The sequence below is a fragment of the Methylobacterium gossipiicola genome (assembly GCF_900113485.1).
In the GTDB taxonomy this organism is placed as follows: domain Bacteria; phylum Pseudomonadota; class Alphaproteobacteria; order Rhizobiales; family Beijerinckiaceae; genus Methylobacterium; species Methylobacterium gossipiicola.
This window is the reverse complement of record NZ_FOPM01000006.1, coordinates 52,463-75,492: the sequence shown is the minus strand read 5'-3', so window position 1 is coordinate 75,492 and position 23,030 is coordinate 52,463. Positions and strand designations below refer to the sequence as shown.

Annotated in this window: 22 protein-coding genes; 10 read left to right on the top strand and 12 right to left on the bottom strand. The window is 68.4% G+C overall.

The window, feature by feature from the left end; all coding sequences use genetic code 11:
* Positions 1–304 precede the first annotated feature (304 nt).
* Entirely contained in the window at positions 305–1,141 is an 837-nt protein-coding gene (locus BM249_RS06830) for a GGDEF domain-containing protein (RefSeq protein ID WP_244528627.1), read from the top strand.
* A gap of 443 nt (positions 1,142–1,584) precedes the next feature.
* On the opposite strand, the gene BM249_RS06825 is transcribed toward BM249_RS06830, so the two are convergent.
* Genes BM249_RS06825 through cobS form a run of 3 tightly spaced genes read right to left on the bottom strand, consistent with a single transcriptional unit; the run spans position 1,585 to position 3,352 of the window.
* Complete coding sequence (locus BM249_RS06825) at positions 1,585–2,280, bottom strand: retropepsin-like aspartic protease family protein (protein ID WP_091970247.1); 696 nt, start codon at positions 2,278–2,280, stop codon at positions 1,585–1,587.
* Entirely contained in the window at positions 2,277–2,480 is a 204-nt protein-coding gene (locus tag BM249_RS06820; protein WP_091970245.1) for a DUF1289 domain-containing protein, read from the bottom strand. Before BM249_RS06820 ends, BM249_RS06825 begins: the two co-directional genes overlap by 4 nt.
* Positions 2,481–2,527: 47 nt before the next feature.
* Positions 2,528–3,352, bottom strand: a complete 825-nt coding sequence (cobS, locus tag BM249_RS06815; RefSeq protein ID WP_091970243.1) for an adenosylcobinamide-GDP ribazoletransferase — start codon at positions 3,350–3,352, stop codon at positions 2,528–2,530.
* 103 nt (positions 3,353–3,455) lie between these two features.
* Here cobS and cobT point away from each other — a divergent pair, with 103 nt between their 5' ends.
* The gene (gene cobT / locus BM249_RS06810; RefSeq protein ID WP_091970241.1) at positions 3,456–4,493 is read left to right on the top strand and encodes a nicotinate-nucleotide--dimethylbenzimidazole phosphoribosyltransferase; all 1,038 of its coding nucleotides are present in this window, start codon (positions 3,456–3,458) and stop codon (positions 4,491–4,493) included.
* Between the two features lie 110 nt (positions 4,494–4,603).
* Here the strand turns inward: cobT and BM249_RS06805 are convergent, their stop codons facing one another.
* Entirely contained in the window at positions 4,604–6,172 is a 1,569-nt protein-coding gene (locus tag BM249_RS06805) for a sensor histidine kinase (protein WP_091970239.1), read from the bottom strand.
* A 251-nt stretch (positions 6,173–6,423) separates the two neighbouring features.
* On the opposite strand from BM249_RS06805, the gene BM249_RS06800 reads away from it, so the two are divergent.
* From BM249_RS06800 to BM249_RS06790, 3 genes are all read left to right on the top strand, one after another.
* A complete protein-coding gene (locus tag BM249_RS06800; protein ID WP_091970237.1) occupies positions 6,424–6,879 on the top strand; it encodes a (2Fe-2S)-binding protein in 456 nt (151 codons plus the stop codon).
* Positions 6,880–6,924: 45 nt separating this feature from the next.
* Entirely contained in the window at positions 6,925–9,129 is a 2,205-nt protein-coding gene (locus BM249_RS06795; protein ID WP_091970235.1) for a xanthine dehydrogenase family protein molybdopterin-binding subunit, read from the top strand.
* A 179-nt stretch (positions 9,130–9,308) separates the two neighbouring features.
* Complete coding sequence (locus BM249_RS06790; protein WP_143103698.1) at positions 9,309–9,578, top strand: hypothetical protein; 270 nt, start codon at positions 9,309–9,311, stop codon at positions 9,576–9,578.
* A gap of 39 nt (positions 9,579–9,617) precedes the next feature.
* On the opposite strand, the gene BM249_RS06785 is transcribed toward BM249_RS06790, so the two are convergent.
* The 3 genes from BM249_RS06785 to BM249_RS06775 all read right to left on the bottom strand — a co-directional run bounded on the left by BM249_RS06785 (position 9,618) and on the right by BM249_RS06775 (position 12,137).
* Positions 9,618–9,893, bottom strand: coding sequence for an adenylosuccinate synthase (locus tag BM249_RS06785; RefSeq protein WP_091970232.1), 276 nt, complete (start codon positions 9,891–9,893; stop codon positions 9,618–9,620).
* 98 nt (positions 9,894–9,991) lie between these two features.
* Entirely contained in the window at positions 9,992–11,164 is a 1,173-nt protein-coding gene (locus tag BM249_RS06780) for a zinc-dependent alcohol dehydrogenase (protein WP_091970230.1), read from the bottom strand.
* Positions 11,165–11,315: 151 nt separating this feature from the next.
* Complete coding sequence (locus tag BM249_RS06775) at positions 11,316–12,137, bottom strand: alpha/beta fold hydrolase (RefSeq protein WP_091970229.1); 822 nt, start codon at positions 12,135–12,137, stop codon at positions 11,316–11,318.
* 241 nt (positions 12,138–12,378) lie between these two features.
* On the opposite strand from BM249_RS06775, the gene BM249_RS06770 reads away from it, so the two are divergent.
* Together BM249_RS06770 and pyrF are read left to right on the top strand one after the other, a co-directional pair.
* On the top strand, positions 12,379–13,011 hold the full coding sequence (locus BM249_RS06770) for a uracil-DNA glycosylase family protein (protein WP_091970227.1): 633 nt from the start codon (positions 12,379–12,381) through the stop codon (positions 13,009–13,011).
* A 68-nt stretch (positions 13,012–13,079) separates the two neighbouring features.
* Complete coding sequence (gene pyrF, locus BM249_RS06765) at positions 13,080–13,775, top strand: orotidine-5'-phosphate decarboxylase (RefSeq protein ID WP_091970513.1); 696 nt, start codon at positions 13,080–13,082, stop codon at positions 13,773–13,775.
* A gap of 6 nt (positions 13,776–13,781) precedes the next feature.
* Here pyrF and BM249_RS06760 read toward each other — a convergent pair whose 3' ends face one another.
* The 5 genes from BM249_RS06760 to BM249_RS06740 all read right to left on the bottom strand — a co-directional run bounded on the left by BM249_RS06760 (position 13,782) and on the right by BM249_RS06740 (position 19,125).
* Entirely contained in the window at positions 13,782–14,423 is a 642-nt protein-coding gene (locus BM249_RS06760; protein WP_244528626.1) for a TetR/AcrR family transcriptional regulator, read from the bottom strand.
* Between the two features lie 79 nt (positions 14,424–14,502).
* The gene (locus BM249_RS06755; protein WP_091970226.1) at positions 14,503–14,700 is read right to left on the bottom strand and encodes a hypothetical protein; all 198 of its coding nucleotides are present in this window, start codon (positions 14,698–14,700) and stop codon (positions 14,503–14,505) included.
* Positions 14,701–14,842: 142 nt separating this feature from the next.
* Complete coding sequence (locus tag BM249_RS06750) at positions 14,843–16,639, bottom strand: NADPH-dependent assimilatory sulfite reductase hemoprotein subunit (protein ID WP_091970224.1); 1,797 nt, start codon at positions 16,637–16,639, stop codon at positions 14,843–14,845.
* Between the two features lie 90 nt (positions 16,640–16,729).
* Positions 16,730–18,496: a diflavin oxidoreductase gene (locus BM249_RS06745; RefSeq protein WP_091970222.1), complete on the bottom strand. Its 1,767-nt coding sequence runs from the start codon at positions 18,494–18,496 to the stop codon at positions 16,730–16,732.
* Positions 18,497–18,618: 122 nt separating this feature from the next.
* Positions 18,619–19,125 (bottom strand): Lrp/AsnC family transcriptional regulator, encoded by a 507-nt coding sequence (locus BM249_RS06740; protein ID WP_091970220.1) that lies wholly within the window; start codon positions 19,123–19,125, stop codon positions 18,619–18,621.
* 228 nt (positions 19,126–19,353) lie between these two features.
* Between BM249_RS06740 and BM249_RS06735 the strand changes: the two genes are divergently transcribed.
* From BM249_RS06735 to cysN, 3 genes are read left to right on the top strand one after another with little or no spacing between them, the layout of a single operon-like run.
* The gene (locus BM249_RS06735) at positions 19,354–20,151 is read left to right on the top strand and encodes a phosphoadenylyl-sulfate reductase (protein ID WP_091970218.1); all 798 of its coding nucleotides are present in this window, start codon (positions 19,354–19,356) and stop codon (positions 20,149–20,151) included.
* Positions 20,148–21,077, top strand: a complete 930-nt coding sequence (gene cysD / locus BM249_RS06730; RefSeq protein WP_091970217.1) for a sulfate adenylyltransferase subunit CysD — start codon at positions 20,148–20,150, stop codon at positions 21,075–21,077. Before BM249_RS06735 ends, cysD begins: the two co-directional genes overlap by 4 nt.
* A gap of 1 nt (position 21,078) precedes the next feature.
* The gene (gene cysN, locus BM249_RS06725) at positions 21,079–22,506 is read left to right on the top strand and encodes a sulfate adenylyltransferase subunit CysN (protein WP_091970215.1); all 1,428 of its coding nucleotides are present in this window, start codon (positions 21,079–21,081) and stop codon (positions 22,504–22,506) included.
* Positions 22,507–23,030 lie beyond the last annotated feature (524 nt).

The following is a 23,030-nucleotide window of genomic DNA, read 5'->3' as shown; positions in this document are numbered from 1 at the left end:
ACGGCACTGGCATCACTCTTTCGCCTCCCCATCGCCCGCTCTGATGACGGGCTGGCAGAGTAACGTGCGTTTCTTGCAAGTGGTTTTGACGTTCCGCTTACACGTGAGGAGACCCGTTGAAGATGCGGGCGCGCGCAGGGGCGGTAATTAAGAGACGCTCAAGTTCGGTGATCTAAAAATACCGCGAACGCACAAGCGCGTGGGAACCCTCGCGATGAAGAGCATAGTTCGGCAGCGAGCCGCTTTTCCGACGCGCGGCGAAGATGCCCTAGTGCGGGCGTCAGCGGGGCTCTGGGAGTGCCGCTTGCGCGACGAAGCCCTCGCATGGACCAGTGGCGTCTACGACCTGTTCGACATCCCGCGGGGAGCGCGCCTGCATCGGCCGCAGGTTCTCGAACTGTATGAGCCGGCCTCGCATCGCTTGCTGACGACGATCCGCCGTCACGCGCTGAGGACCGGCGGAGATTTCCGCCTCGATGCGGAAATCGTCACCGCCCGTGGGCGACATCGCTGGATCAGGATCACGGCATCCATCGAGAGCGTGGGCGGCCGGCCAGTCAGGCTCTTCGGGATGAAGCAGGACATCACCGAGGATATCGCAAGGCTGGCCGAGTTTGACCGGCGCGCCAAGCGTGATCCGCTGACCGGTCTGTCCAATCGTGGGGCCTTCGACGAGCTGTTTTCGGAGGTCGGTGGACGCGCTCCGATCGGCGCGCTGCTCCTCGTCGACCTCGATGGCTTCAAGAGCATCAACGACGCCTATGGACACGCGGTCGGCGACCTCTGTCTCCAGCGCTCGGCCGCGCGGCTCGCGGAAATCTGCCGGGATGCCCTTCTCGTTGCGCGTCTCGGCGGCGACGAGTTCGCGGTTCTGATCGCCCGGCCGGCTGACAAAGGCGTCGTGGCTATGCTGGGTCGGCGCATCGGCGCTGCGCTTGGATGTCCGATCGAGCACGGCGGGTGCCGGCTTCGGATCGGCGCGTCGGTCGGCATCGCGTACGGGGAAACCGGCTCCGGTATCGACGCAAAGGCAGAGCTCTTCGCCCGGGCAGACGCCGCCCTGTATGCCGCGAAGGTGGCTGGGCGGAATACCGTTCGGATCGACGGCGAGGCGCCCGGCTCAGCCGCTGGTGCCTCCTAGTGCTGTGACGCAATCACTTCGTTCCTGCGCCAGAGCACGAGGCTTTTGTTTTGGCATCAATTTTCCCAGACACGGCTGAAGCCTCCGTCTGGATCGATGCACGAGGTCACGGCATCGCGAGGCCCGACATAGCGAGCCCGGTGGCCCCCAGGCGACGAACGCCTCCCGGTCGGATCGTCGCCGGGATGATGATGCCGGGGCCGTGCGAGGGCCGCTTCGCGTTCGATGCTGGAAGACGACCAGCGTTTGCTTGCGCGCGGATCGGAGCCGAAGAGCGATCCGTGGGGAATGCGCGCGACCTGCACGCCTGGAAGCGGACCGTCGCCCATTCACCCGACCCGGTCGCTGACCCTACCCATGGCAGTCCGCGAGTCGACCTTTCCAGGGGCCGCAGCGGGTTCCTGGCAGCGCTCCGTCTCGACGGGAGGATTGAATTCGTCGCCCTATGGTGCCCGCAAAATCAACCGGTCGCCGCGCACCTCGAAGCCGGACAGGCGGTCGAGGAAGGTCATGCCGAGCAGGTTGTCGCGGAGGGCGCCCGGGCGGCTGACGAGGGCCGGGACCCGTCGCTCGACGATGCTGCCGACCCGCACACTGTCGAGGAGGACCGGTGCCGCCAGGGTGGTGCCGTTGGCGGTGGAGACGCGCACGCCGAACTCCGAGGCGGCCGGGCGGATGCCCAAGGCCGCCGCCGTCTCGGCGGTGAGCACCACGGAACTCGCCCCCGTGTCGAACTGGAAACCGTGGGGCTGGCCGTTGACCTCGGCGCGGACGTGGAAATCGCCGTCCGCCCGGCGGGTGATGGTGACGCTGCCGTCGGCGCCGACCACGGCGCTGCCCGGCCGCACGGCGCCTATCAGGCGGGCCCCCACGCTCCGGGCCTCGTCGCGATAGGCGTAGCCGGCGACCAGGGCGAGGCCCAGCGCGCCCCAGATCAGGGCGGCGCGGAGATTCGCGCCGAGATTGCCCCGGAACTGATGCCAGAACCCCGCGACGATGACGGCGAGCAGGGTGCCGCTCATGGCGAGGCTCGCGAGCTGATCGGATTCCACACCGATCACCGTGCGGTCGTCGTGCGAGAACACCAGCACGGCGAGGATGAGGCCGAGGGCGGCGAGCGCCAGGCCGGGTACGCTCATGCGGGAACTCGGTTCGGAAAGGCCCGGCGCAGGCGTTCGCCGAGGGTCGCCATGACGGCCCGGCGCTGCGGCTCCGTCATCGAGCCCCAGAGGGCGATCTCGTCGCGGCTCCGCCCGCAGCCCTCGCACAGGCCCGAGACCGCATCGAGGATGCAGACCTTGGTACAGGGACTCGAGGGTTTCGGCGCCGGCTGGATCATCCGGGGGTTCATGCCAGCCCGGAGGGCGGTGGATCAAGTGCAGGCGTTCAAACCGGCACCGTCGCCACGAGCCCGAGCAGGGCGAAAATCTCGGCGATCTGCTGGCCAGCGCCGATGACATCGCCGGTCTGGCCGCCGATCCGGCGCCGGGCCACCGCCGTCACCGCCAGGGCGCCGAGGGCGGCGAGGGGGATCATCACCGACACACCGCGCCAGGAGAGACCGAGGAGGGCGCCAGCGAAGGCGAGGCCAAGACTCAAGCTTCCCGCGACGAGCAGGGCTGCCCGCCCCGGCCGTCCCACGGCGGCGGCGGCCCCGTCGCGGCGGGCAGGGGGGAGCAGTACCATCGGCGCCAGGGCGGCGGTGCGCGACAGGCTGGCGGCGAGCACGAGGGCGGTCGCCGCGCGGGCGTCGATCCGGTCGAGGAGGGTGGCGAGCGCCCCGATGCGGAGCGACAGGGCGAGCACGAGGGCGACGCCGCCATAGGCGCCGATGCGGCTGTCGCGCATGATCTCGAGGCAGCGCTCGCGGGTGACGCCGCCGCCGAACCCGTCGGCGACGTCGGCGAGCCCGTCCTCGTGCAGGGCGCCGGTGATCAGGGCCCCCGTGGCGACCGCCAGGGTGGCGGCGAGGAACGGCCCGAGGCCGAGCTCCCAGGCAGCCAGCAGCACGAGCGCCCCCGGCAGGGCGAGGACGAGGCCGGCGAGCGGCAGCATCCGGGGCACGCGGGTGAAGTCCGGTGCGGCATGCGGGTCGCCCTCGCCGGGCAGGCGCGGCACCGGCAGGCGCGAATAGAACCGCAGGCAGGCGGCCCAGTCATGGACGAACCCCGCCCCGGGAAAGGGCGGCTCGCCGGGACGCTCGGAGTCCATCGCCACAACGCCCCGCCTTCACCACCCTGTGCGCCGCCGTTATAGCTCCGGCGACAGGCGGCCCGCCATCCCGGCGCCGCATCCGCCACCGGATCCGCGCCCCATGACCGAAATGACTTCCGCCGACCGGACCCCATTCGACGATATCCGCGCCCTCGTGGCGACCCTGCCGGGGCCGGACCGGGACGCCGTCGCCATGGTGGCCGAGCGCGACGCCACCCTGACGAAGCCCGCGGGCTCCCTCGGCCGCCTCGAACACCTCGTGAGCTGGCTCGCCGCTTGGCAGGGCAAGGGCCAGCCGAGCCTCGACCGGCCCCTGGTCTGCGTCTTCGCCGGCAGCCACGGCGTCGCGGCGCGCGGCGTTTCGGCCTACCCGACGGAAGTGAACCGGCAGATGCTTGAGAATTTCGCCGCAGGCGGCGGGGCGATCAACCAGATCTGCGCCGCCTACGGCCTCGGCTTCAAGGTGTTCGACCTCGCCATCGACCTGCCGACCGGCGACATCACCACCGGACCGGCCTTCGACGAGAAGGCGTGCGTGGCCACCATGGCCTTCGGCATGGAGGCCGTGGCCGCCGGCACCGATTGCCTCGCGGTCGGCGAGATGGGCATCGGCAACACCACCATCGCGGCGGCGATCTACGCCGCGCTCTATGGCGGCGAGGCCGCCCATTGGGTCGGGCGCGGCACGGGGGTGGACGATCCGGGCCTCGCCCGCAAGGTCGCGGCCGTCGAGGCGGCCCTCGCCCACCATGCCGGTCACCTCGACGACCCGCTCGAAGTTCTGGCCCGCCTCGGTGGCCGCGAGATCGCCGCCATGGCCGGGGCCATCCTCGCCGCGCGCCTGCAGCGGGTGCCGGTGGTCCTCGACGGTTACGTCGCCACCGCCGCCGCCGCGATCCTGCACGCCCTCGATTCCTCGCTCCTCGACCATTGCCTCGCCGGCCACGTCTCGGCGGAGGGCGCCCATGCCGACGTGCTCGAACGCCTCGGCCTCGTGCCGCTCCTGGCCCTCGGCATGCGCCTCGGCGAGGGCTCCGGCGCCGCCATGGCCATGGGCCTGCTCAAGGGCGCGCTCGCCTGCCACCGCGACATGGCGACCTTCGCGCAGGCCGGTGTCTCGGGTCGCTCCGCGGGCTGAAGCCTGGTCACGGGGGCCGATTCGCGTCGGCCCTCACGCCCGATGAGGGCAGGCAAGCAAACGAACTGCTTTCGATTCCCGCGGAATGGCGGAGTGCGGCGGATGCCGCATCAGGCGGCCCGCGCCGCCGCCCGCCCGCGCTTCACCTCGGCAATGGGCTCGATGGACCGGTCCGGCGTCTCTTCGCTCGGCAGATCCAGGGCCGGCAGGGCATCCATGACCCGGCTCGCCGGGAAGGTCACCACCACCTCGGTGCCCTCGCGCGGCTTCGACTTCAGGACGAAGTTGCCGCCGTGCAGATCGACGAGCCCCTTGACGATGGGCAGGCCGAGGCCGGACCCCTGCTCGGCGGTCTTGATGGCGAGCGACCCGCGTCCGAACGACGACATCACCGTGCCGAGTTCGTCCTCGGGGATGCCCGGCCCGCTGTCCCGCACGCTGACATATTGTCCGCCCGATGAGGTCCAGCCGACCTTGATGGTGATCTCGCCGCCGGGCGGCGTGAACTTTACGGCATTCGACAGGAGGTTGAGGACGATCTGGCGCAGCGCCCGCTCGTCCGCCCACAGGCGCGGCAGGGTGTCGTCGATGAATTCGTGGAAGGTCTGGCCCTTGCTGCGGGCGCGCAGGCCGACCATGTGGCGGCACTCGTCGACGGCGTAGCCGAGCTGGATCGCCTCCTCGTTGAGTTCGTAGCGCCCGGCCTCGATCCGTGACAGGTCGAGAATCTCGTTGATGAGGTTGAGGAGGTGCAGGCCGCTGTCGTGAATGTCGGAGGCGTATTCCTTGTAGGAGGGCGCGATATGGGCGCCGAACACCTCGTTCTTCATCACCTCCGAGAAGCCCAGGATGGCGTTGAGCGGCGTGCGCAGCTCGTGGCTCATGGTGGCGAGGAACCGGCTCTTGGCGAGGTTGGCTTCCTCCGCCCGGCGGCGCGCCTCGTCGGAATTCGCCTTGGCCTGTTCGAGTTCGCCGAAGATCGCGTCCTTCTCCGCCTGCGATTTCAGGGCCCCCACCGTGGAGGCGTAGACGCGCCGGGCGAGCCCCATGAAGAAGATCTGCCCCCCCACCGTCATGGCGACCAGCATCGCCGTGTCCATGTCCTGCGAGAGAGCGAGCAGCGACAGGGCGGCGACGTTGAGGGGAATCAGGGCGGCCACCGCCGCCGCCGGCAGGGTCGCGGCCAGCATGGTCGCCACCGCCGCGACGATCACGAGGCCGAACAGCACGAAGGTGCGGGCCCCCGGTGTCGTGCCGACGAGGATCATCAAGGCCCAGGAGGTGCTCTGCACCACCTCGCAGACCATGAAGTAGCGCCGCCAGAGGGAGACGGTGACCGCCTCTGGGTCCTGGGCGAGGAAGCGCCGGGTCGCGAACATCGACAGGGCCACCGCGCCCATCAGGCAGGCGCCCCACAGGGCCGCGATCAAGGGTGGCACCCACAGGGCGGAGGTGCCCGCGATGGCGAGGCCGAGGAGCGCGAGGGGGATGACGGCGCCGGAGCGGTACTGCGCGTAGACGCGGACGAGTTCGTAATCGAAGGCCCGTTCCAGGCCGCTCGTCGAGGTCAGCTTCTCGCGGGCAGAGCGAATCTCGCGCGCGACCTCACGGCGGCGCATCGCCTCCGAGGCGGACGGTCCGCGCCCGCGTTGAATCATCTCCGCTGTCAGGTCGGGCATTGCCGTCTTGGAAGACCACGCAAGGGGTGCCGCGCTTCGGAGAGCGCGAGCCTGTCGGAACACGACTGGATTCAAAGTGGGCCCGATACGTTAAGAACGACCTCCCATGTTCCTTCGCATTGTCCCGATTCCGCACGGCGAACTCAGCCGGCCGATCATCCCGCATGAGAGAAGGTCTGTGCGGTGGCACACATGGGTTGCGCCGGGCACAGTTTAGCCTCGTTCCAGGATACGAGCCCGGAGCGCGACCCATGGTGAAGCTGACCGTCAACGGCGTCGCCCACAGTATCGAGGCCGATCCCGAGACGCCGCTCCTGTGGGTTCTACGCGATCATCTCGACAAGACCGGCACGAAGTACGGCTGTGGCATCGCGCAATGCGGCGCCTGTACGGTGCACCTCGACGGACAACCCGTCCGTGCCTGCCAGACCCGGATCGGCGACGTGGGCGAGGCCCGGGTCACCACCATCGAGGGTGTGTCGGGACGCGTCGCCGAGGCCGTCCGAACGGCTTGGCGCGGCCTCGACGTGGTTCAGTGCGGCTATTGCCAGTCCGGCCAGATGATGTCGGCCATCGGCTTGCTGTCGGACAATGCAAAGCCGACGGATGCCGAGATCGACGGGGCCATGGACGGAAACATCTGCCGCTGCGGCACCTATCAGCGCATCCGCGCGGCGATCCATGAGGCGGCCCGCAGCCTCGCTTGAAGCCCAGCCCGTCGTCCTGAAGACCTGCCCGAACTGGAGTCCGCCATGCCGAAGGTCCGTCAGGCCCTGGAGACCCTTCCCTCCCGTCGTGCCTTCCTGGGCGGGGCCGCCGTATCGGCGGGCGCGATCCTGCTCGGCTTCCATCTCGCGGGTCCCCGCCAGGCCCGCGCGTCCGGGGGGCCGGACCTCAGCGGCGGACCGGCGAAACCCAATGCCTTCGTGCGGATCGCCGCCGACGACACCGTCACGGTGATGATCAAGCACCTCGATATGGGGCAGGGCAACACCACGGGCCTCGCCACGATCCTGGCCGACGAACTCGATGCCGATTGGGCTACCGTTCGCACGGCCTTCGCGCCGGCGGATGCGGCGCTCTACAACAACCTGCTCATGGGGCCCGTCCAGGGGACGGGCGGCTCGACGGCCATCGCTAATTCCTGGCTGCAGCTGCGCCGGGCGGGGGCCGCGGCCCGCGCCATGCTGGTGGCCGCCGCCGCCGCGCGCTGGGCCGTGCCGGCGGCCGAGATCACCGTGTCGCGTGGTGTCGTCGCCCACGCCGCGTCGAACCGCTCGGCGCGGTTCGGCGACCTCGCCGAGGCGGCGGCCGCTCAGCCCGTGCCGCAGGAGCCCACGCTCAAGCGGCCCGACCAATGGACGCTCATCGGCACGCGGGTCCCGCGCATCGATTCGGCCGCGAAGACCGATGGCAGCGCCACCTATGCCATGGATATCCGCCGGCCCGGCCAGGTCACGGCGGTGGTGCTGCATTCGCCGCGGTTCGGCGGGGTGGTGAAGCGCGTCGACGACAAGGCCGCCCGCGCCATGCCGGGGGTGCTCGACGTGGTGACGATCCCGACGGGCGTCGCGGTCATCGCCAAGGACACGTGGTCGGCCATCAAGGGCCGCGAGGTCCTCGAAGTCGCCTGGGACGATTCGGCCGCCGAGACCCGCTCGTCCGGCGCCATCCTGGCGGAATACCGTGAGCGCCTGAAGAGTCCGGGCCTCGTCGCCTCCCGGCGCGGCGACGCGGATGGTGCCATCGCGGGCGCCGCCAAGGTGCTGGAGGCGGAGTTCACCTTCCCGTACCTCGCCCATGCGGCGATGGAGCCCCTCAACGCCACCATCGAGCGGGCACCCGACGGCAGCTACGACGTGTTCGCCGGCTGCCAGTTGCAGACCATCGAACAGGCCGTGGTCGCCGCGACCCTCGGGGTCACCACCGACAAGGTTCGTTTGCACACGCAATGGGCCGGCGGCTCGTTCGGCCGCCGGGCAACGCCGGGGGCGGATTACTTCGCCGAGACGGCGTCCATCGTGAAGGCCACGGAGGGCAAGGCCCCGGTCCATCTCGTCTGGACCCGCGAGGACGACATGGCGGGCGGCTTCTACCGGCCCATGGTGGTGCACAAGCTCCGCGCCGGCCTCGACGCCGCCGGGGCCGTGGTCGGCTGGGAACACCGGATGATCGGCAAGTCGATCATGATCGGCTCGCCGTTCGAAGCCATGCTGGTGAAGGACGGCATCGATTCGACCACCGTGGAGGGCGCCTCGGACACGCCTTACGCCCTCCCGGCCTACCGGTTCGAGGTCCACAATGCCCGCGAGGGCGTGCCGGTTCTGTGGTGGCGCTCCGTGGGGCACACCCACACGGCCCATGCCATGGAGGTGTTCATCGACGAACTCGCCCACGCGGCCGGCGCCGACCCCGTCGCGTATCGCCTCGGGATGCTCAAGAGCGCCCCCCGCCTGTCCGGCGTCCTGGCGCTGGCCGCCGAAAAGGCCGGCTGGACGGCCGGGGCGTCCGAGAAGGGGCGTGGTCTGGGCGTCGCCGCCCACGAATCCTTCGGTTCCTACGTCGCCATGGTGGCCGACGTGACGACGGAGGACGCGAAAGTAAAGGTGAACCGCATCGTCGCCGCCGTCGATGTCGGCATCGCGGTCAATCCGGACATCATCCGGGCCCAGGTCGAGGGCGCCGTGGGCTTTGCCCTGTCGTCGGTCCTGCGCAACCGGATCACCCTCGAGGACGGGGTGGTGCAGGAGCGCAATTTCGATACCTACGCACCGACGCGCATGAGCGAGATGCCGCTGGTCGAGGTCCACATCATGCCTTCCACCGCCGCCCCCACGGGTATCGGCGAGCCGGGCGTGCCGGTGATCGCGCCGGCCATCTCGAACGCCGTCTTCGCCGCCACGGGCCGGCGCCTGCGATCCCTGCCCCTGGAACTCGGCGGGTTGAAAGGCGTGTGAAGCCATCGACGGGGCGGCGCCACGGTCGCCGCCTCCCAGGGTTTCAAGCAGACGGGGAAGTGCTCGAACGTGTCACATCAATCGTCAATGACTCTCGCCTATAACCAGCTCTGCGAAACACTGTTTCGAGAGCCGCCATGCTGTCCTGGGTTCCTTCCGTCTTCAAGCGATTCGGTTCGGTGAGAACCCCCCGGAAGGTGGTTGGCCAGGCAGAGGCGCTGCTTCCGGCGGTCCTGCGCCTCGGCGAGCGCACTTATGCCTGCACCGTCATCGGGAAGATCGACGACAAGACCGTCGTGAACCTGTCGCGGCCCGTTCTGATCCGGCAGAGCGATCCCATCGATATCAAGCTCGAAACGGACCGCACCTTCCGCCGTTTCCAGCTGCGGTGGAAGCAGGGCCTCCAACTCAGCGTCAAGCCCGTCACCACATGGGCGGCACCGAACTGATCGGTCCTCACGCCGATCACGGCGGCGCGTTGTCCGGTCTCACGCGGCTTCGAGGAAAAACGCCATGCCGAGACCGGTCCCCTGGGCGGCATAATCGACGAGGGCGTAGCCGCGCTCGGCGAGGGTGGTGTCCAGAATCTCGCGATGCTTGCGGAACATCTGGCCGAGGGCGAGGGGTGTCAGGCGCGGGTTGCCCCGCCGGAGTTCGTCCACGCCAATCCGGAGCGGGGCGCCCTCTCGGTCGGCGATCCGCACGAGGGCGGCGGCGAGATCCGCCGCCTTGATCTCCGACGCCGATTTCGCCTTGAACGCCATCCTGCCTCGCGCTTGCCCGTCATCGACGGGGTGGCAACGCCCCCGGACCCGAAGCGATCCCGATCCGGGGGCGTTGCTCGGAAGTGATTCGAGCGGGCTCAGTTGGGGTGGAACACCACCTTCACGCAGCCGTCCTTCTTGTCGCGGAACGTCTTGTAGAGGTCGGGGCCGTCCGCGAGGTCCGTCGAGCGGTGGGTGATCATCGACGTCATGTCGAAGCGGCCCTCCTGGATCAATTTCGTCAGCGTCTCCAGGTAGCGCTTCACGTGGGTCTGGCCGCTTTTCAGAGTCAGGCCCTTCTGCACGATGGAGCCCATGTTGATGGGCAGCGGGCCGCCATAGACCCCGGGAATCGAGACGATGCCGCAGGGGCGCACGGCCTTGATCGCCTCCATGAGGACGTAGGGCCGCTCCGTCGAAGTGAACTTCTCCTGCAGGGTGCTGACGATCCCGGCGACGCCGTGGCCGGCGGTGGCTTCCATCCCGACGCAATCGATCACCGCATCGGCACCCTCGCCCTTGGTGATCTCCTTGATCCGCTCGAACACGTCCTCCTTCATGAAATCGATGATGTCCGTGGCGCCGGATTTGCGCGCGAGCGCGATACGCTCGGGCACCGTCTCGATGACGATGATGCGCTCCGCCCCCATGATCTTCGCCGACTGGATCGTGAACAGGCCGACGGGGCCGGCGCCCCAGATTGCGATGCTCTCGCCGCCCTGGATCTCGCAATGCTCGGCGCCCTGCCAGCCCGTCGGCAGGATGTCGGTGAGGAACAGCAGGTGCTCGTCGTCGATTCCCTCGGGCGCCAGCATCGGGGCGACATCGGCCATGGGCACGCGGACGTATTCGGCTTGGCCGCCGGCATAGCCGCCGGTGAGGTGCGAGTATCCGAACAGACCGGCGGTGGTGTAGCCGAACTGCGCGGCCGCCATGGCGCCGTTGCGGTTGGATCGCTGGCAGACGGAGTAGTTGCCGAGCTTGCACTGGCGGCACTCGCCGCAATTGATGTTGAAGGGCACGACGATGCGATCACCTGGTCTGAACTTGGTGAAGCCCGCCCCGACCTCGACCACCTCGCCCATGAACTCATGACCCAGAACGTCACCGCTCTCCATGGTCGGCATCTGGCCGTCCATGAGGTGCAGATCCGAGCCGCAGATGGCGCACGACGTCACCTTGATGATGACGTCGCGCGCATCCTCTATTTTGGGGTCCGGTACCGTATCGCACCGGATGTCGCCCTTGCCGTGCCAGCACAATGCCTTCATGCGGATCGTCCTTGTGCGATATTCGCCGGGACGTTTCGGTAGAGGCCCAAGGTTTCCATATTTGAAAAACTTAACCTATATGATCTGGCGTCTACCGTGTCCCGTCTCGATATCGGTTCAAGACGGTGTGCTGACTTAGGTTCCGGTGCGCTTACGCCTTCAGGAAGGCAATGAGATCGCCCGTGAGTTCCTCGGCATGGGTGAACGGCAGGGCATGGGAGGCCCCCTTGTAGACGATGAAGGCCGAGCCGGGGATCGCCGCCGCCGCTGCCCGGCCCGACGTGTCGATGGGCACGGTTTGGTCGTCGTCGCCATGGACGATGAGAGTCGGCACACGGAAATGGGCCATGTCGGCGCGGAAATCCGTTCCGCCGAAGGCTTGAACACAGGCCGTCGTGGCTTTCGGTGAGGCACGCATGGCGATGTCGCCAGTCCAGCGCATGAGTTCCGTCGAGGCCGGCGCGGTGAAGACGCCAGCCCCGAAGAAGGTCTTGGCGAAATTGGCAAGGAAGTGCGGCCGGTCGGCCTTCAGGCCGGCGATCATCTCTTCGAAGACGCTGGCATCCACACCGTCCGGATTGTCGTTGGTCTTCAGCATCATCGGCGTCACCGCTGAAATCAGGGCCACGCGCGACACCCGCGCCCCGCCGTGGCGCGAGAGATAACGGGCGATCTCGCCCCCGCCCATGGAGAAGCCCACCAGCGCCACGTCCTGGAGGTCGAGGCCGTCGAGCACCGCCTTCAGATCGTCCGCGAAGGTGTCGTAATCGTAGCCACCCCAGGGCTGGTCCGAGCGGCCGAAGCCGCGGCGGTCGTACGCGAGGGTGCGAAAGCCCGCCTCCGTGACGGCCGGCATCTGGTATTCCCACATGTCGGCATCAAGGGGCCAGCCATGGATGAAGACGACGGGGCGGCCGGAGCCCCAATCCTTGTAGTACAGGCGTGTGCCGTCCGGAGTGTCGAGGAAGGGCATGGGAACTCCATTGCTAGGGAGCCGGTCGATCCGACGGGAAACAGATAGCGCTGATCCGTGATTCTTGGACCACAAAGGGCGTGCTCTCGTCTTTCTCTTGCGCGTTTTCGCGCTGACTTGGCCTCTCTTCGGCGGGTACGGATGCGGAGGATCGACGCGAAGGGCCGAACGGCACCTGCGTTCCCGTGCCTCCCCCCGTACCCCTGGGCCGAACGGGAGCCTCCTCCTATCTCCGTCCCCCATGCCCTCCGCTTGCGAATTCGAAGTCACCGCCGCTGCCTTACGCGCCTGCCGCCTCTGCCGCGACGCGCCGATCTACGGGCCGCCCCTGCCGCAGGAGCCCCGCCCCATCGTGCAGGGGCGTTCCAGCGCGCGCCTGTGCATCGCCAGCCAAGCGCCGGGCAACAAGGCCGACAAGAGCGGCATCCCGTTCATGGACCCGTCCGGCCTCCGCCTGCGCGACTGGCTCGGCCTCGACGAGGCGGCGTTCTACGACGCGTCGCGCCTCGCCATCGTGCCCATGGGAGCCTGCTTTCCGGGTTACGACGCCAAGGGCGGGGACCGTCCGCCCCGGCGCGAATGCGCCGAGCGCTGGCGCGCCGAGCTGTTCGCCGGGTTGCCGCATCTCGAACTCATCCTCGTCATCGGCCAGTACGCACAGGCGTGGCATCTCGGCCGGGCCAAGGGCGGCCTCACCGAGACGGTGCGGAACTGGCGGGCCGTCCTCGACGCGCCGCGCCGACCGCGGGTCCTGCCCCTGCCGCACCCGTCCTGGCGCAACAGCGGCTGGCTCAAGGCCAATCCGTGGTTCGAGGCCGAACTGCTGCCGGTGCTCCGGGCGGAAGTCGCGCGCGCCATGCGCCCGCAATCCTGATCCTCGCGTTGACACGGCCGCCCGGACGCGGGATGGCCGCCCGGTCCAGCGCCGCCAAGGAGCCGCCCATGCCCGCCCTCACCGATCCGCGCGACCGCCTCATCGTCGCCCTCGACGTCGCGACGGTGGCGGAGGCGGAAGGTCTGGTGGAGCGCATCGGCGACGCGGCGACCTTCTACAAGATCGGCTATCGCCTCGCCTACGCGGGCGGCCTCGCCCTCGTGCCGCGTCTGGCCGCCGCCGGCCTCAAGGTGTTCCTCGATCTCAAGCTCCACGATATCGGCAACACCGTGGAGGAGGGGGTCCGGGCGCTCGCCGATCTCGGGCCCACGTTCCTCACGGTGCACGCCTATCCCCAGACCATGCGGGCGGCCGTGCGGGGGCGGGGGACCGGCGGCCTCCAGATCCTGGCCGTGACGGTGCTGACCTCCTACGACGCGGCGGACGCGCGCGACGCCGGCTACGCCCTGTCCGTTCCCGATCTCGTGGCCCAGCGTGCCCGCCAGGCGGCGGAGGCCGGCATCGACGGCATCGTCTGCAGCGCCGTCGAAGCCGAATCGGTTCGCGGCGTGATCGGGCCGGACCGCCTCATCGTCACCCCGGGCATTCGTCCCGCCGGCAGCGCCCTCGGCGACCAAAAGCGGGTGATGACGCCCGGCGAGGCGCGGCGAGCCGGGATCGATCACGTCGTGGTCGGGCGTCCCATCACCGGGGCGGCCGATCCCCGCGCCGTGGCCCACGCCATCGTCGCCGAGATGGCCTGAGCCCCCTCACGGGACGCCGCGCAGGCCCTTCAGCAGAAACGCGATCATCGCCTCCAGGGGGGGGATGCCGGCATCCGGATACTGGCTCACCAGGGTCGGGTGGCAATAGCGCACGACGGCGGTGTGGAGACAGGCGGCGGCGAGCTTTGGATCGTCGACGTTGAACTCGCCCGTGGCGACACCCTCCCGAACCAGGGTCTCGAACACGATGGCGACCCGCTCGATATGCTGGGCACACACATCCCAGCTTTCGGAAACGGCGGCTGCCACCATCTCCTGCATGCGCGGATTGGCTTCGCAGCGCTCGGCGCAGGTCCGGTGCAGGGCTCGGATCACCGCTCCGATCCGATCGGCGGCGCCCGCGCCGGCATTCTCGACGGCGAGGGCAACACTCTGCTCGGTCTCGCCCATGAGACGCTGAATCACCGCCTCGTGGATCGCCTTCTTCGACTCGAAGAACCGATAGACGTTGGCCGGGCTCATCCGCAGCGACCGGGCGATATCGGCCACGGTGGTCTTCTGATAGCCGATCTCACGAAAGGCCGCCTCGGCGGTTTCGAGAATGCGGCAACGAGTGGTGGGGCCGGACTCTTCCGGAACGATATCCGTCTCCGGAAGGGGCGTCATGGGAACCGCGGCGCTCGTCATGGCGGTCACGCTAGGCGGCGCTCCGGGCGAGGTCAAAGGCCAACGCGACTCCGGACCCACGAAGTGTCGGGTGTGTGCCTTATGAGCCGAATTGGCAGCCGAGCTGCTCCAAGTATTCGGCCAGATCCACGCCGCCGATGCGCTTGCCATAATCGAAGCGCATCCCCTGGCGGATGTCGACGCTGCTGGATTTCGTGGTGAGCGTGAACGGCTTGACGCAGACCCAGGCGCCGTCGCGACGATGCTCGAAGAAGTTCAGGATCTCGTGACTGGCCATGGACGCCTCTCGCGTTGTCTGACCTGTCAACGACGATCAACCGCAACGGTTCACGGCGGGTCTAAATTTCTCAAATCCTGGAGAAGCTTAGCCGTAAGGAGCGAACGCCGGGTCGGGGATTCCCGTCCCGGCGTTCGCGGGCTTAGGCCGCGCTCTTCAGCGGCCCGATCTTGTCGTGGAAATCCGGGCCGTTGATCGTCTTCGTCACGTAGCCATCGCGGATGAGGTAATCGCCGAACCGCTCACCGGGCTGCTTGTTCTTGGCATAGGCGGCGAACAGTGGATCGAGGATCGTCTTGATCTCGGAGGCGGTCACGTCCTCGCCGTAGAGCTTGCCGAGGCGCGAGCCGTCGAAGGCGGCGCCGAGGTAGAGGTGGTAACGTTCCGGCCCGCGACCGACGAGGCCGATCTCGGCGATGTAGGGGCGGGCGCAGCCGTTGGGGCAGCCGGTCATCCGGATGGTGATCTCGTCGTCCTGAAGCCCGTGCGACGCGAGGCTCGTCTCCAGTTCGGTCATCAGATCCGGAAGGTAGCGCTCGCTTTCGGCCAGGGCGAGGCCGCAGGTCGGCAGGGCGACACAGGCCATGGAGTTGCGTCGCAGGGCGCTGGCACCCTTCTGGAGGCCGTACTGATCGACCAGCGCCTCGATCTCGGCGCGCTTCTCCGCCGGGACGTTGGCGATGATGACGTTCTGGTTGCCGGTGAGGCGGAAATCGCCCTCGTGGATCTCGGCGATTCTGCGCAGGCCCGTGAGCAGTTGGGGGCCGCCGTCGATGTCCTTGATCCGGCCGGACGGAATGTAGAGGGTGAGGTGGTGGCGGCCGTCGTCGCCCTCGGTCCAGCCGTAGCGGTCCCCGTTGTTGGTGAAGGTGAACGGCTTCGGATCGGCCAGCGGCTTGCCGACGCGCTTCTCGACCTCGGCCCGGAAGGCGGCCAGACCGTAGCGCTCGATGGTGTATTTCAGGCGGGCGTTCTTGCGCACCTTGCGGTTGCCCCAGTCGCGCTGCACCGTCATCACGGCTTCCGCCGTCTTCAAGGCGTCTTCGGGCTCAACGAAGCACATGACGTCGGCCGTGCGCGGGAACGTATCGGTCTCGCCATGGGTCATGCCCATGCCGCCGCCCACGGTGACGTTCCAGCCCGTGACCTCGTTCTTGTCGTCCAGGATGGCGATGAAGCCGAGGTCGTGGGCGAAGATGTCGACCTCGTTCGAGGGCGGCACGGCGATGACGGTCTTGAACTTCCGCGGCAGGTAGGTCTTGCCATAGACGGGCTCGACCTCGGCCTCCTCCTCACCGCCGACCACGCGCTCGCCGTCGAGCCAGATCTCGCGCCAGGCGCTCGTCTTCGGCAGCAGGGAATCCGAGATGTCCTTGCCGAGCTGGTAGGCGGCCTTGTGGGCGCCGACCTGCGCCGGATTCGTCGCCGCCATTACGTTGCGGTTGACGTCGCCGCAGGCCGCGATGGTGTCGAGGAGCGTCGCGTCGATGGCCGCCATCGTGCGCTTGAGGTTCGACTTGATGACGCCGTGGTACTGGAAGGTCTGGCGCGTCGTCGCCCGGAGCGCCCCGCCGGCATACGTGGTGGCGATCTTATCCAGCGCCAGCCACTGCTTCGGGGTGACGACGCCGCCGGCGATGCGCAGGCGGATCATGAAGCTGAACGCCTTCTCGAGCTTTTTCTTCGTACGCTCCGCGCGGATGTCGCGGTCGTCCTGCATGTACATGCCGTGGAACTTCACGAGCTGGCCGTCATCCTCCGAGATGGCGCCCGTGGCGTGCTTCAGGAGGCCGTCGGCGAGCGTTCCGCGCAGGTAGCCCGAGGCGATCTTGAGGTGCTCGTTATGGGCGAGGCCGGCCGACCGGGCGGCTTCCGCCTCGGTGATCGGGCGCTCCGTCGGCGGGGTCTCGTAGGTGCGGGGCGGGGTCTGCTCGGCCATGGCGGGATTCCGGTCTTTTCAAATCGAATGCTGTGCGCTCGGGGGCGCGTCCCTCCCCGCAGCGCGGGGGAGGGGCTTTCGGCTCTCGTCCTAGTAAACGTCCTGCTGGTAGAGGTGGGCGCGCTCCAGGGCCGCGACCGCCGCCTCGGCATCGGCCGGGCTGAGCGCCTTCGCGGTCTGATAGGCGCGCACGACGGCGTTGCGCACGTCCTTGGCCATCCGGTTGGCATCGCCGCAGACGTAGAAATGAGCGCCGCCGTCGAGCCACGCCACAAGTTCGCGGGCGTGGTGATCGATCCGGTCCTGCACGTAGATCTTCTCGGGCTGGTCGCGCGAGAAGGCGACGTCGATCTTCGTCAGCGAGCCGTCTTCCAGGGCGTCCTGCCATTCGAGCTGGTACAGGAAGTCGTGGGTGAAGTGACGGTCGCCGAAGAACAGCCAGGAACGGCCCGGAGCCTCGACGGCGCGGCGCTCCTGAACGAAGGCGCGGAACGGCGCGACGCCGGTGCCAGGGCCAACCATGATGATGTCCGTGGCCGGGTCCTGCGGCAGGCGGAAATGGCGGTTGGGCTTCAGCTTCACCCGCAGCTTGGCGCCGTTCTTCACCCGGTCGGCCACATGCGTGGAGGCGACGCCGGAGCGGGCCCGGCCATGGGTCTCGTAGCGCACGGCCGCGATGACGAGGTGGACCTCGTCGCCGACTTCCTTGCGCGATGAGGCGATGGAATAGGCGCGGGGCGGCAGAGGCCGAGTGATGGTGTTGAGGTGATCGGCCGTGACGGTGGCGGGGAAGCTCTGGATGAGGTCGATGAGGTGGCGCCCCTCGATCCAGGCCTTGGCCTCACCGCTGTCGATGAGTTTCTGGGCGTCGGCATGGCCGGTGGCCTTGGCGAATCGCTCCACCGTGGTCGCCGACAGGGTGGTGATGTCGCGTTCCGCCAGCAGGGCCTGACGCAGGGCGTCGTCGCCGGTGAGGCCCGTGGCGGCCAGGATCTCGTCCACGAGGGCCGGATCGTTCTCAGGGTAGATCTCGAGGGCGTCGCCCGGCTCGTAGGCCGGCGCGCCGTCCTCGAATTCGAGGGCGAGGTGGATCGTCTCCTTGTCGGAACGGGACGAGTTCAGGTTCACGTGATCGACGACCTCGACCACCTTCGGCTCACGGCTGGGCTCGTCGTCCTCGTCGTCCTCGACGGCGCGGGCCGCGAAGTCCACGGCCACGACGTTGTCGGTGCTGGCCGGGGTCAGGGCCTTGAGGGTGTTCTTGATCCACTCGGCGGCCGGCTTGTCAAAATCGAGGTCGAGGTCGGCCCGCTCGAAGGCACGCTTGGCGCCGAGGGCCTCGAAGCGGGCGTCCAGCGCCTTTCCGATGGCGCAGAATTCCGCATAGGAGGTATCTCCCAGGGACAGGACGGCGAACTCGATACCGTCGAGGCGCGGCGCGCCATCGCCCATGAGTTCGCCATAGGCCCGCGTCGCCCGGGCCGGGGGCTCGCCCTCGCCCCAGGTGGCGGCGATGGCCACGACACGCTTCTCCTTGGCGAGGCTCGCCACGTCGAGGTCGAAGAAATCGACGACCTTCGGCTTGAAGCCGTTCTTGCGCGCGAGCTTGGCCACGTCACTGGCGAGTTTCTCGGAGTTGCCGGATTCGCTCGCGAAGAGGATCGTCAGGGGCTCGGCCGCCTTCGGGGGCGCGGCCGGGGCGGCGGCGGGTTGTCCACCGGCGGCGTCGAGGCCGGCGAGGAAGCCCGCGAGCCAGGCCCGTTGGATCGGGGTCGCGGCGCCGAGGACGGCGTCGAGGCTCGCCCGTTCCTTGTCTTCGAACGGGGCCGTGCGGGGAAGGATCGCGTGTCGTGCCATTGCCAAAGCCATGTCGTCCTGAGTGACCGCCTGGTTAACGGAATGTCCGTTTTACAGAACGCCGCCACCGTAGAAGGAGCTGCCTGCGGGTGCGCCGCAAAACAGAAGATTATTCTTATGCCTTATTCGCCCGCGACCACCGAAAGGGTCGGGACGAAGCGCCCGCTGGTCGGCGGAGCCGGCAGGGGCAGGGCGGTGGTAGACTTCACCTTCTCCATGGCGAAGCGCGAGGTGACGTTCTTCAACGGCAGCGTCGCAATGAGGTGCTTATAGAAGGTGTCGTAAGCCCGCATATCGGCCACGACGACGCGCAGCATGTAATCCACATCCCCGGCCATGCGGTAGAATTCCAGCACCTCGGGCATGGCCGAGACGGTCTCGGCGAAGCGCTCCAGCCATTCGCGGGAGTGATCCGCCGTTTCGATGGAGACGAACACCGTGAGGCCGAGGCCGAGTTTCACCGGATCGAGCACGGCGACGCGCCGGTCGATGACCCCGTCCGCCTCCAGGCGCTGAATGCGCTTCCAGCAGGGCGTCTGCGACAGGCCGACCCGCTCGCCGATGGTGGCGATGGACAGGGTGGCGTCCTGCTGCAGCAGCCCGAGGATCTTCAGATCGATGGCATCCAAGGTCGCCTCGTGTCGGTTCGCGAGCGGCAGCGGGTGCGGGTGAGCACGGCGCGCCGGTCGTATGAGAAGGATCTTTCTCCGTCAGGCAACCGATCCCGGGACCGGGCCGTTGCCCGATCGCGCCGCCCACGGGGGCCGGATCCCCGGCTCAGAGGCGGCGATGCCTTGACAGCGTTCGTTATAGCGAACATCTCAGGGATCAGACAAGCGGACATTCCGAACATCGTCATGAGCTCACAACTGGAACACGCGGCGCGCGACCTCGCCGCTCGCATGGCGGGCCTCGACCTCAAGGGCCGCGTCGCCCTGATCGAGGCCGCCGTGCCCGGTCGCCTCGTCTTCACCACGAGCCTCGGCATCGAGGATCAGGCCCTGACGCACGCCCTCGCCATGGCGAAGGGGCGCACCGAGATCGTCACCCTCGACACGGGCCGGCTCTATCCCGAGACCTACGACACCTGGACCGAGACCGAGTCGGCCTACGGCATCCGCATCCGCGCCTACGCGCCCGAGCGTGAGGCCGAGGAGCGGTTCGTGCGGGAGGAGGGCATCAACGGTTTCCGCCAGTCCGTCGCGGCCCGGCAGGCCTGCTGCGGCTTCCGCAAGGTCGAGCCCCTCGGCCGAGCCCTGGAAGGCGCCGCCGGCTGGCTGACGGGCCTGCGCTCCGGGCAATCGGCCAACCGGGCCGACACCCCCCTGGCCGAGGCCGACGCGGCGCGCGGTCTCATCAAGATCAATCCCCTGGCCGATTGGAGCCGGGCGGACGTCGATCGGTTCGTCGCCGACAACTACATCCCCTACAACGTTCTGCACGATCGCGGATTTCCCTCCATCGGCTGCGCTCCCTGCACCCGCGCCATCAAGGTCGGTGAGGACGAGCGGGCGGGCCGCTGGTGGTGGGAGCAGGCATCGAAGAAGGAGTGCGGCTTGCACATTCACACGCCCGAGGCGGACGTTCAGCCCGGTCAGGAGCCGGCCGCGTTCGAAACCCCCAACCGCAACCTGTCCCCGGAGATGGCCCGATGAGCGCCGCCCTCGCAGCCACGCGCGCCGAGCGCCTTACCCATCTCCAGCGCCTTGAGGCGGAGAGCATCCACATCCTGCGGGAGACCGTCGCCGAGACGGAGAACCCGGTGATGCTGTATTCCATCGGCAAGGATTCGTCGGTGCTGCTGCACCTGGCTCTGAAGGCGTTCGCGCCCGGCCGGTTGCCGTTCCCCCTGATGCACATCGATACGACGTGGAAGTTCAGGGAGATGATCGCGTTCCGCGATGCCCGGGCCAAGGAGCTCGGCCTCGACCTCATCGTGCACACGAATCAGGACGGGCTGGCGCGCGGCATCGGGCCGATCAGCCACGGCTCGGAAGTCCACACCGATGTGATGAAGACCCAGGCCCTGCGCCAGGCCCTCGACAAGCACAAGTTCGACGCGGCCTTCGGGGGCGCCCGGCGCGACGAGGAGGCGAGCCGCGCCAAGGAGCGGATCTTCTCCCTGCGCACCGCCCAGCATCGGTGGGACCCCAAGCGCCAGCGCGCCGAGCCGTGGCACCTGTACAACCTGCGCAAGAAGCGCGGCGAATCCCTGCGGGTGTTCCCGATCTCGAACTGGACCGAACTCGACGTCTGGCTCTACATCGAGCAGGAAAACATCCCTATCGTGCCGCTGTACTTCGCCAAGCCGCGGCCCGTGGTGGAGCGCGACGGCCAGCTCATCATGGTCGACGACGCCCGTCTGCCCCTGGAGCCGGGCGAGACCCCGAAGGACGTGTCCGTCCGCTTCCGGACGCTCGGCGACTATCCCCTGACCGGCGCCGTCGAGAGCGACGCGGCGACCCTGCCGGAAATCATCGGCGAGACCCTGGCGGCCCGGACCTCGGAGCGTCAGGGCCGCGTCATCGACAAGGACGGCGCCGGCGCCATGGAGCGCAAGAAGCAGGAGGGCTATTTCTAAGATGACCATCCATCAATCGCCCGACGCCTTCGGCTTCGACAGTTTCCTCGCCGCCCATCAGAGCAAGGAGGTGCTGCGCTTCATCACCTGCGGCTCCGTGGACGACGGCAAGTCGACCCTCATCGGTCGCCTCCTGCACGATACGAAGCAGATCTTCGACGATCAGGTGACGGCCCTGCAGCGCGATTCGCGCAAGCACGGCACGCAGGGCGCCGAGATCGACCTCGCGCTCCTCGTGGACGGCCTCCAGGCCGAGCGCGAGCAGGGCATCACCATCGACGTCGCCTACCGGTTCTTCTCCACCGATAAGCGCTCGTTCATCGTCGCCGACACCCCCGGCCACGAGCAATACACCCGCAACATGGCCACCGGTGCCTCGACGGCGGACGTGGCGGTGATCCTGGTGGATGCCCGCCAGGGCCTGACCCGGCAGACGCGGCGCCATGCGCTCCTCGTCTCGCTCCTCGGCATCAAGCGCGTGGCCTTGGCCATCAACAAGATGGATCTCGTGGGCTGGTCGCAGGACAAGTTCGAGGCGATCACGAAGGCGTTCGAAGCCTTCGCGGCTCCCCTCGGCTTCACGGAAGTCCGGGCCATCCCGCTCTCGGCCAAGAACGGCGACAACGTCGTGCTGCCGGGTACCGCCGTTCCCTGGTACACGGGCACGCCCCTGCTCAAGTACCTCGAGGAGGTGCCCGTCCACGTCGAGGCGCAGGCCGCTCCCTTCCGCATGGCCGTGCAGTGGGTCAACCGGCCGAACTCGGATTTCCGCGGGTTCTCGGGCCTCATTGCCAGCGGTCGGGTCTCCCCGGGTGACGCCGTCGTCATCGCGCCGTCGGGCCGCACCTCCACCATCGCGCGCATCTACACCGCCGATGGCGATCTGCCCCACGCGGTGGAGGGGCAATCGGTGACTCTGGTGCTGGCCGACGAGGTCGATGCCTCGCGTGGCTCCGTCATCGCCGCCGCCACCGCGCCGATCCGCGTGACCGACACCCTCGATGCGCGCCTGTTCTGGGCGGCCGAGACCGAACTCGCCCAGGGGGCGACGCTGCTCGCCAAGATCGGGACCATGACGGTCAACGCCGTGGTCAGTGCCATCCGCAGCCGGATCGACCCCGAGACGGGGAAGGCCGAACCGGTGACCCGCCTCGTCGCCAACGATATCGGCGACGTGGTCCTCTCCCTCGACCGCGCCGTACCGGTGGATGCCTATACGGAAAACCGCGACACCGGCGGTTTCATCCTCATCGATCGCGAAAGCACCGATACGGCGGCCCTCGGCCTCGTTCAGGCCGCACCCTCCGCGCCGGCGGAGACGAAGGCCGAACTGCCCGAGCCCAGCCTCGGCAAGACCGACTCCGAAGGGGAGGAGGCGGGTAAATCCGGTGGCCTGCTCTCGGGCATCAAGCGCCTGTTCGGCGGCTGAGACGGTTTCCCCACGATCGCACCGAAAACCGTCTCACGAGGCCCACGGAGCGATCGAGGACGACCGAACCCCGCTCTTCCGAAGGACGCCAGCGGGGTTCGGATCACTCCGAAGGGTTTGATCGACCATTGCGCCGCCGCTCTCAACCGGGAGCGGCGGCGTTTCCATGCGCGGGGGATGACGGGGCCATCCCGATCGGCCTCGGTGCTGCTCCCCAGCCGTGGGGCGGCATCGGACCACGAGCTCCGGTCATCGGTCGGTGTTCGACCGGACCGTGTTGGCTCAGCGCGCCCGCACGGTGCCGCACCTCGACCAGTTCGTCGCGGGCACCCTGATCACGAGCGGGGCACAGGGGCTCGGCCATGACTTCGTAAACGTCATTGGCAGCAACTCCGCGCGTTAGGTTTTGGGTGCGCCTCAAGGGCAGTCCATCGCAGTCCCGGGCAAGGGCTCGCTCCCTCCCTTGCCCGAAGAATCCCCCGCGATTACGGTCCCGCCCGTTTCAAGAATCCACTCGAAGAATT

What these genes read in the sequence shown, in the direction of transcription:
- BM249_RS06770 (WP_091970227.1), top strand. Translation starts at nt 12,379, where the DNA reads ATGCCCTCCGCTTGCGAATTCGAAGTCACCGCCGCTGCCTTACGCGCC.
- BM249_RS06750 (WP_091970224.1), bottom strand. Translation starts at nt 16,639, where the DNA reads ATGGCCGAGCAGACCCCGCCCCGCACCTACGAGACCCCGCCGACGGAG.
- BM249_RS06755 (WP_091970226.1), bottom strand. Translation starts at nt 14,700, where the DNA reads ATGGCCAGTCACGAGATCCTGAACTTCTTCGAGCATCGTCGCGACGGC.
- BM249_RS06775 (WP_091970229.1), bottom strand. Translation starts at nt 12,137, where the DNA reads ATGCCCTTCCTCGACACTCCGGACGGCACACGCCTGTACTACAAGGAT.
- BM249_RS06825 (WP_091970247.1), bottom strand. Translation starts at nt 2,280, where the DNA reads ATGAGCGTACCCGGCCTGGCGCTCGCCGCCCTCGGCCTCATCCTCGCC.
- cobS (WP_091970243.1), bottom strand. Translation starts at nt 3,352, where the DNA reads ATGGACTCCGAGCGTCCCGGCGAGCCGCCCTTTCCCGGGGCGGGGTTC.
- BM249_RS06795 (WP_091970235.1), top strand. Translation starts at nt 6,925, where the DNA reads ATGCCGAAGGTCCGTCAGGCCCTGGAGACCCTTCCCTCCCGTCGTGCC.
- BM249_RS06780 (WP_091970230.1), bottom strand. Translation starts at nt 11,164, where the DNA reads ATGAAGGCATTGTGCTGGCACGGCAAGGGCGACATCCGGTGCGATACG.
- cobT (WP_091970241.1), top strand. Translation starts at nt 3,456, where the DNA reads ATGACCGAAATGACTTCCGCCGACCGGACCCCATTCGACGATATCCGC.
- BM249_RS06735 (WP_091970218.1), top strand. Translation starts at nt 19,354, where the DNA reads ATGAGCTCACAACTGGAACACGCGGCGCGCGACCTCGCCGCTCGCATG.
- BM249_RS06800 (WP_091970237.1), top strand. Translation starts at nt 6,424, where the DNA reads ATGGTGAAGCTGACCGTCAACGGCGTCGCCCACAGTATCGAGGCCGAT.
- BM249_RS06805 (WP_091970239.1), bottom strand. Translation starts at nt 6,172, where the DNA reads ATGCCCGACCTGACAGCGGAGATGATTCAACGCGGGCGCGGACCGTCC.
- cysN (WP_091970215.1), top strand. Translation starts at nt 21,079, where the DNA reads ATGACCATCCATCAATCGCCCGACGCCTTCGGCTTCGACAGTTTCCTC.
- cysD (WP_091970217.1), top strand. Translation starts at nt 20,148, where the DNA reads ATGAGCGCCGCCCTCGCAGCCACGCGCGCCGAGCGCCTTACCCATCTC.
- BM249_RS06785 (WP_091970232.1), bottom strand. Translation starts at nt 9,893, where the DNA reads ATGGCGTTCAAGGCGAAATCGGCGTCGGAGATCAAGGCGGCGGATCTC.
- BM249_RS06820 (WP_091970245.1), bottom strand. Translation starts at nt 2,480, where the DNA reads ATGATCCAGCCGGCGCCGAAACCCTCGAGTCCCTGTACCAAGGTCTGC.
- BM249_RS06745 (WP_091970222.1), bottom strand. Translation starts at nt 18,496, where the DNA reads ATGGCACGACACGCGATCCTTCCCCGCACGGCCCCGTTCGAAGACAAG.
- pyrF (WP_091970513.1), top strand. Translation starts at nt 13,080, where the DNA reads ATGCCCGCCCTCACCGATCCGCGCGACCGCCTCATCGTCGCCCTCGAC.
- BM249_RS06760 (WP_244528626.1), bottom strand. Translation starts at nt 14,423, where the DNA reads ATGACGAGCGCCGCGGTTCCCATGACGCCCCTTCCGGAGACGGATATC.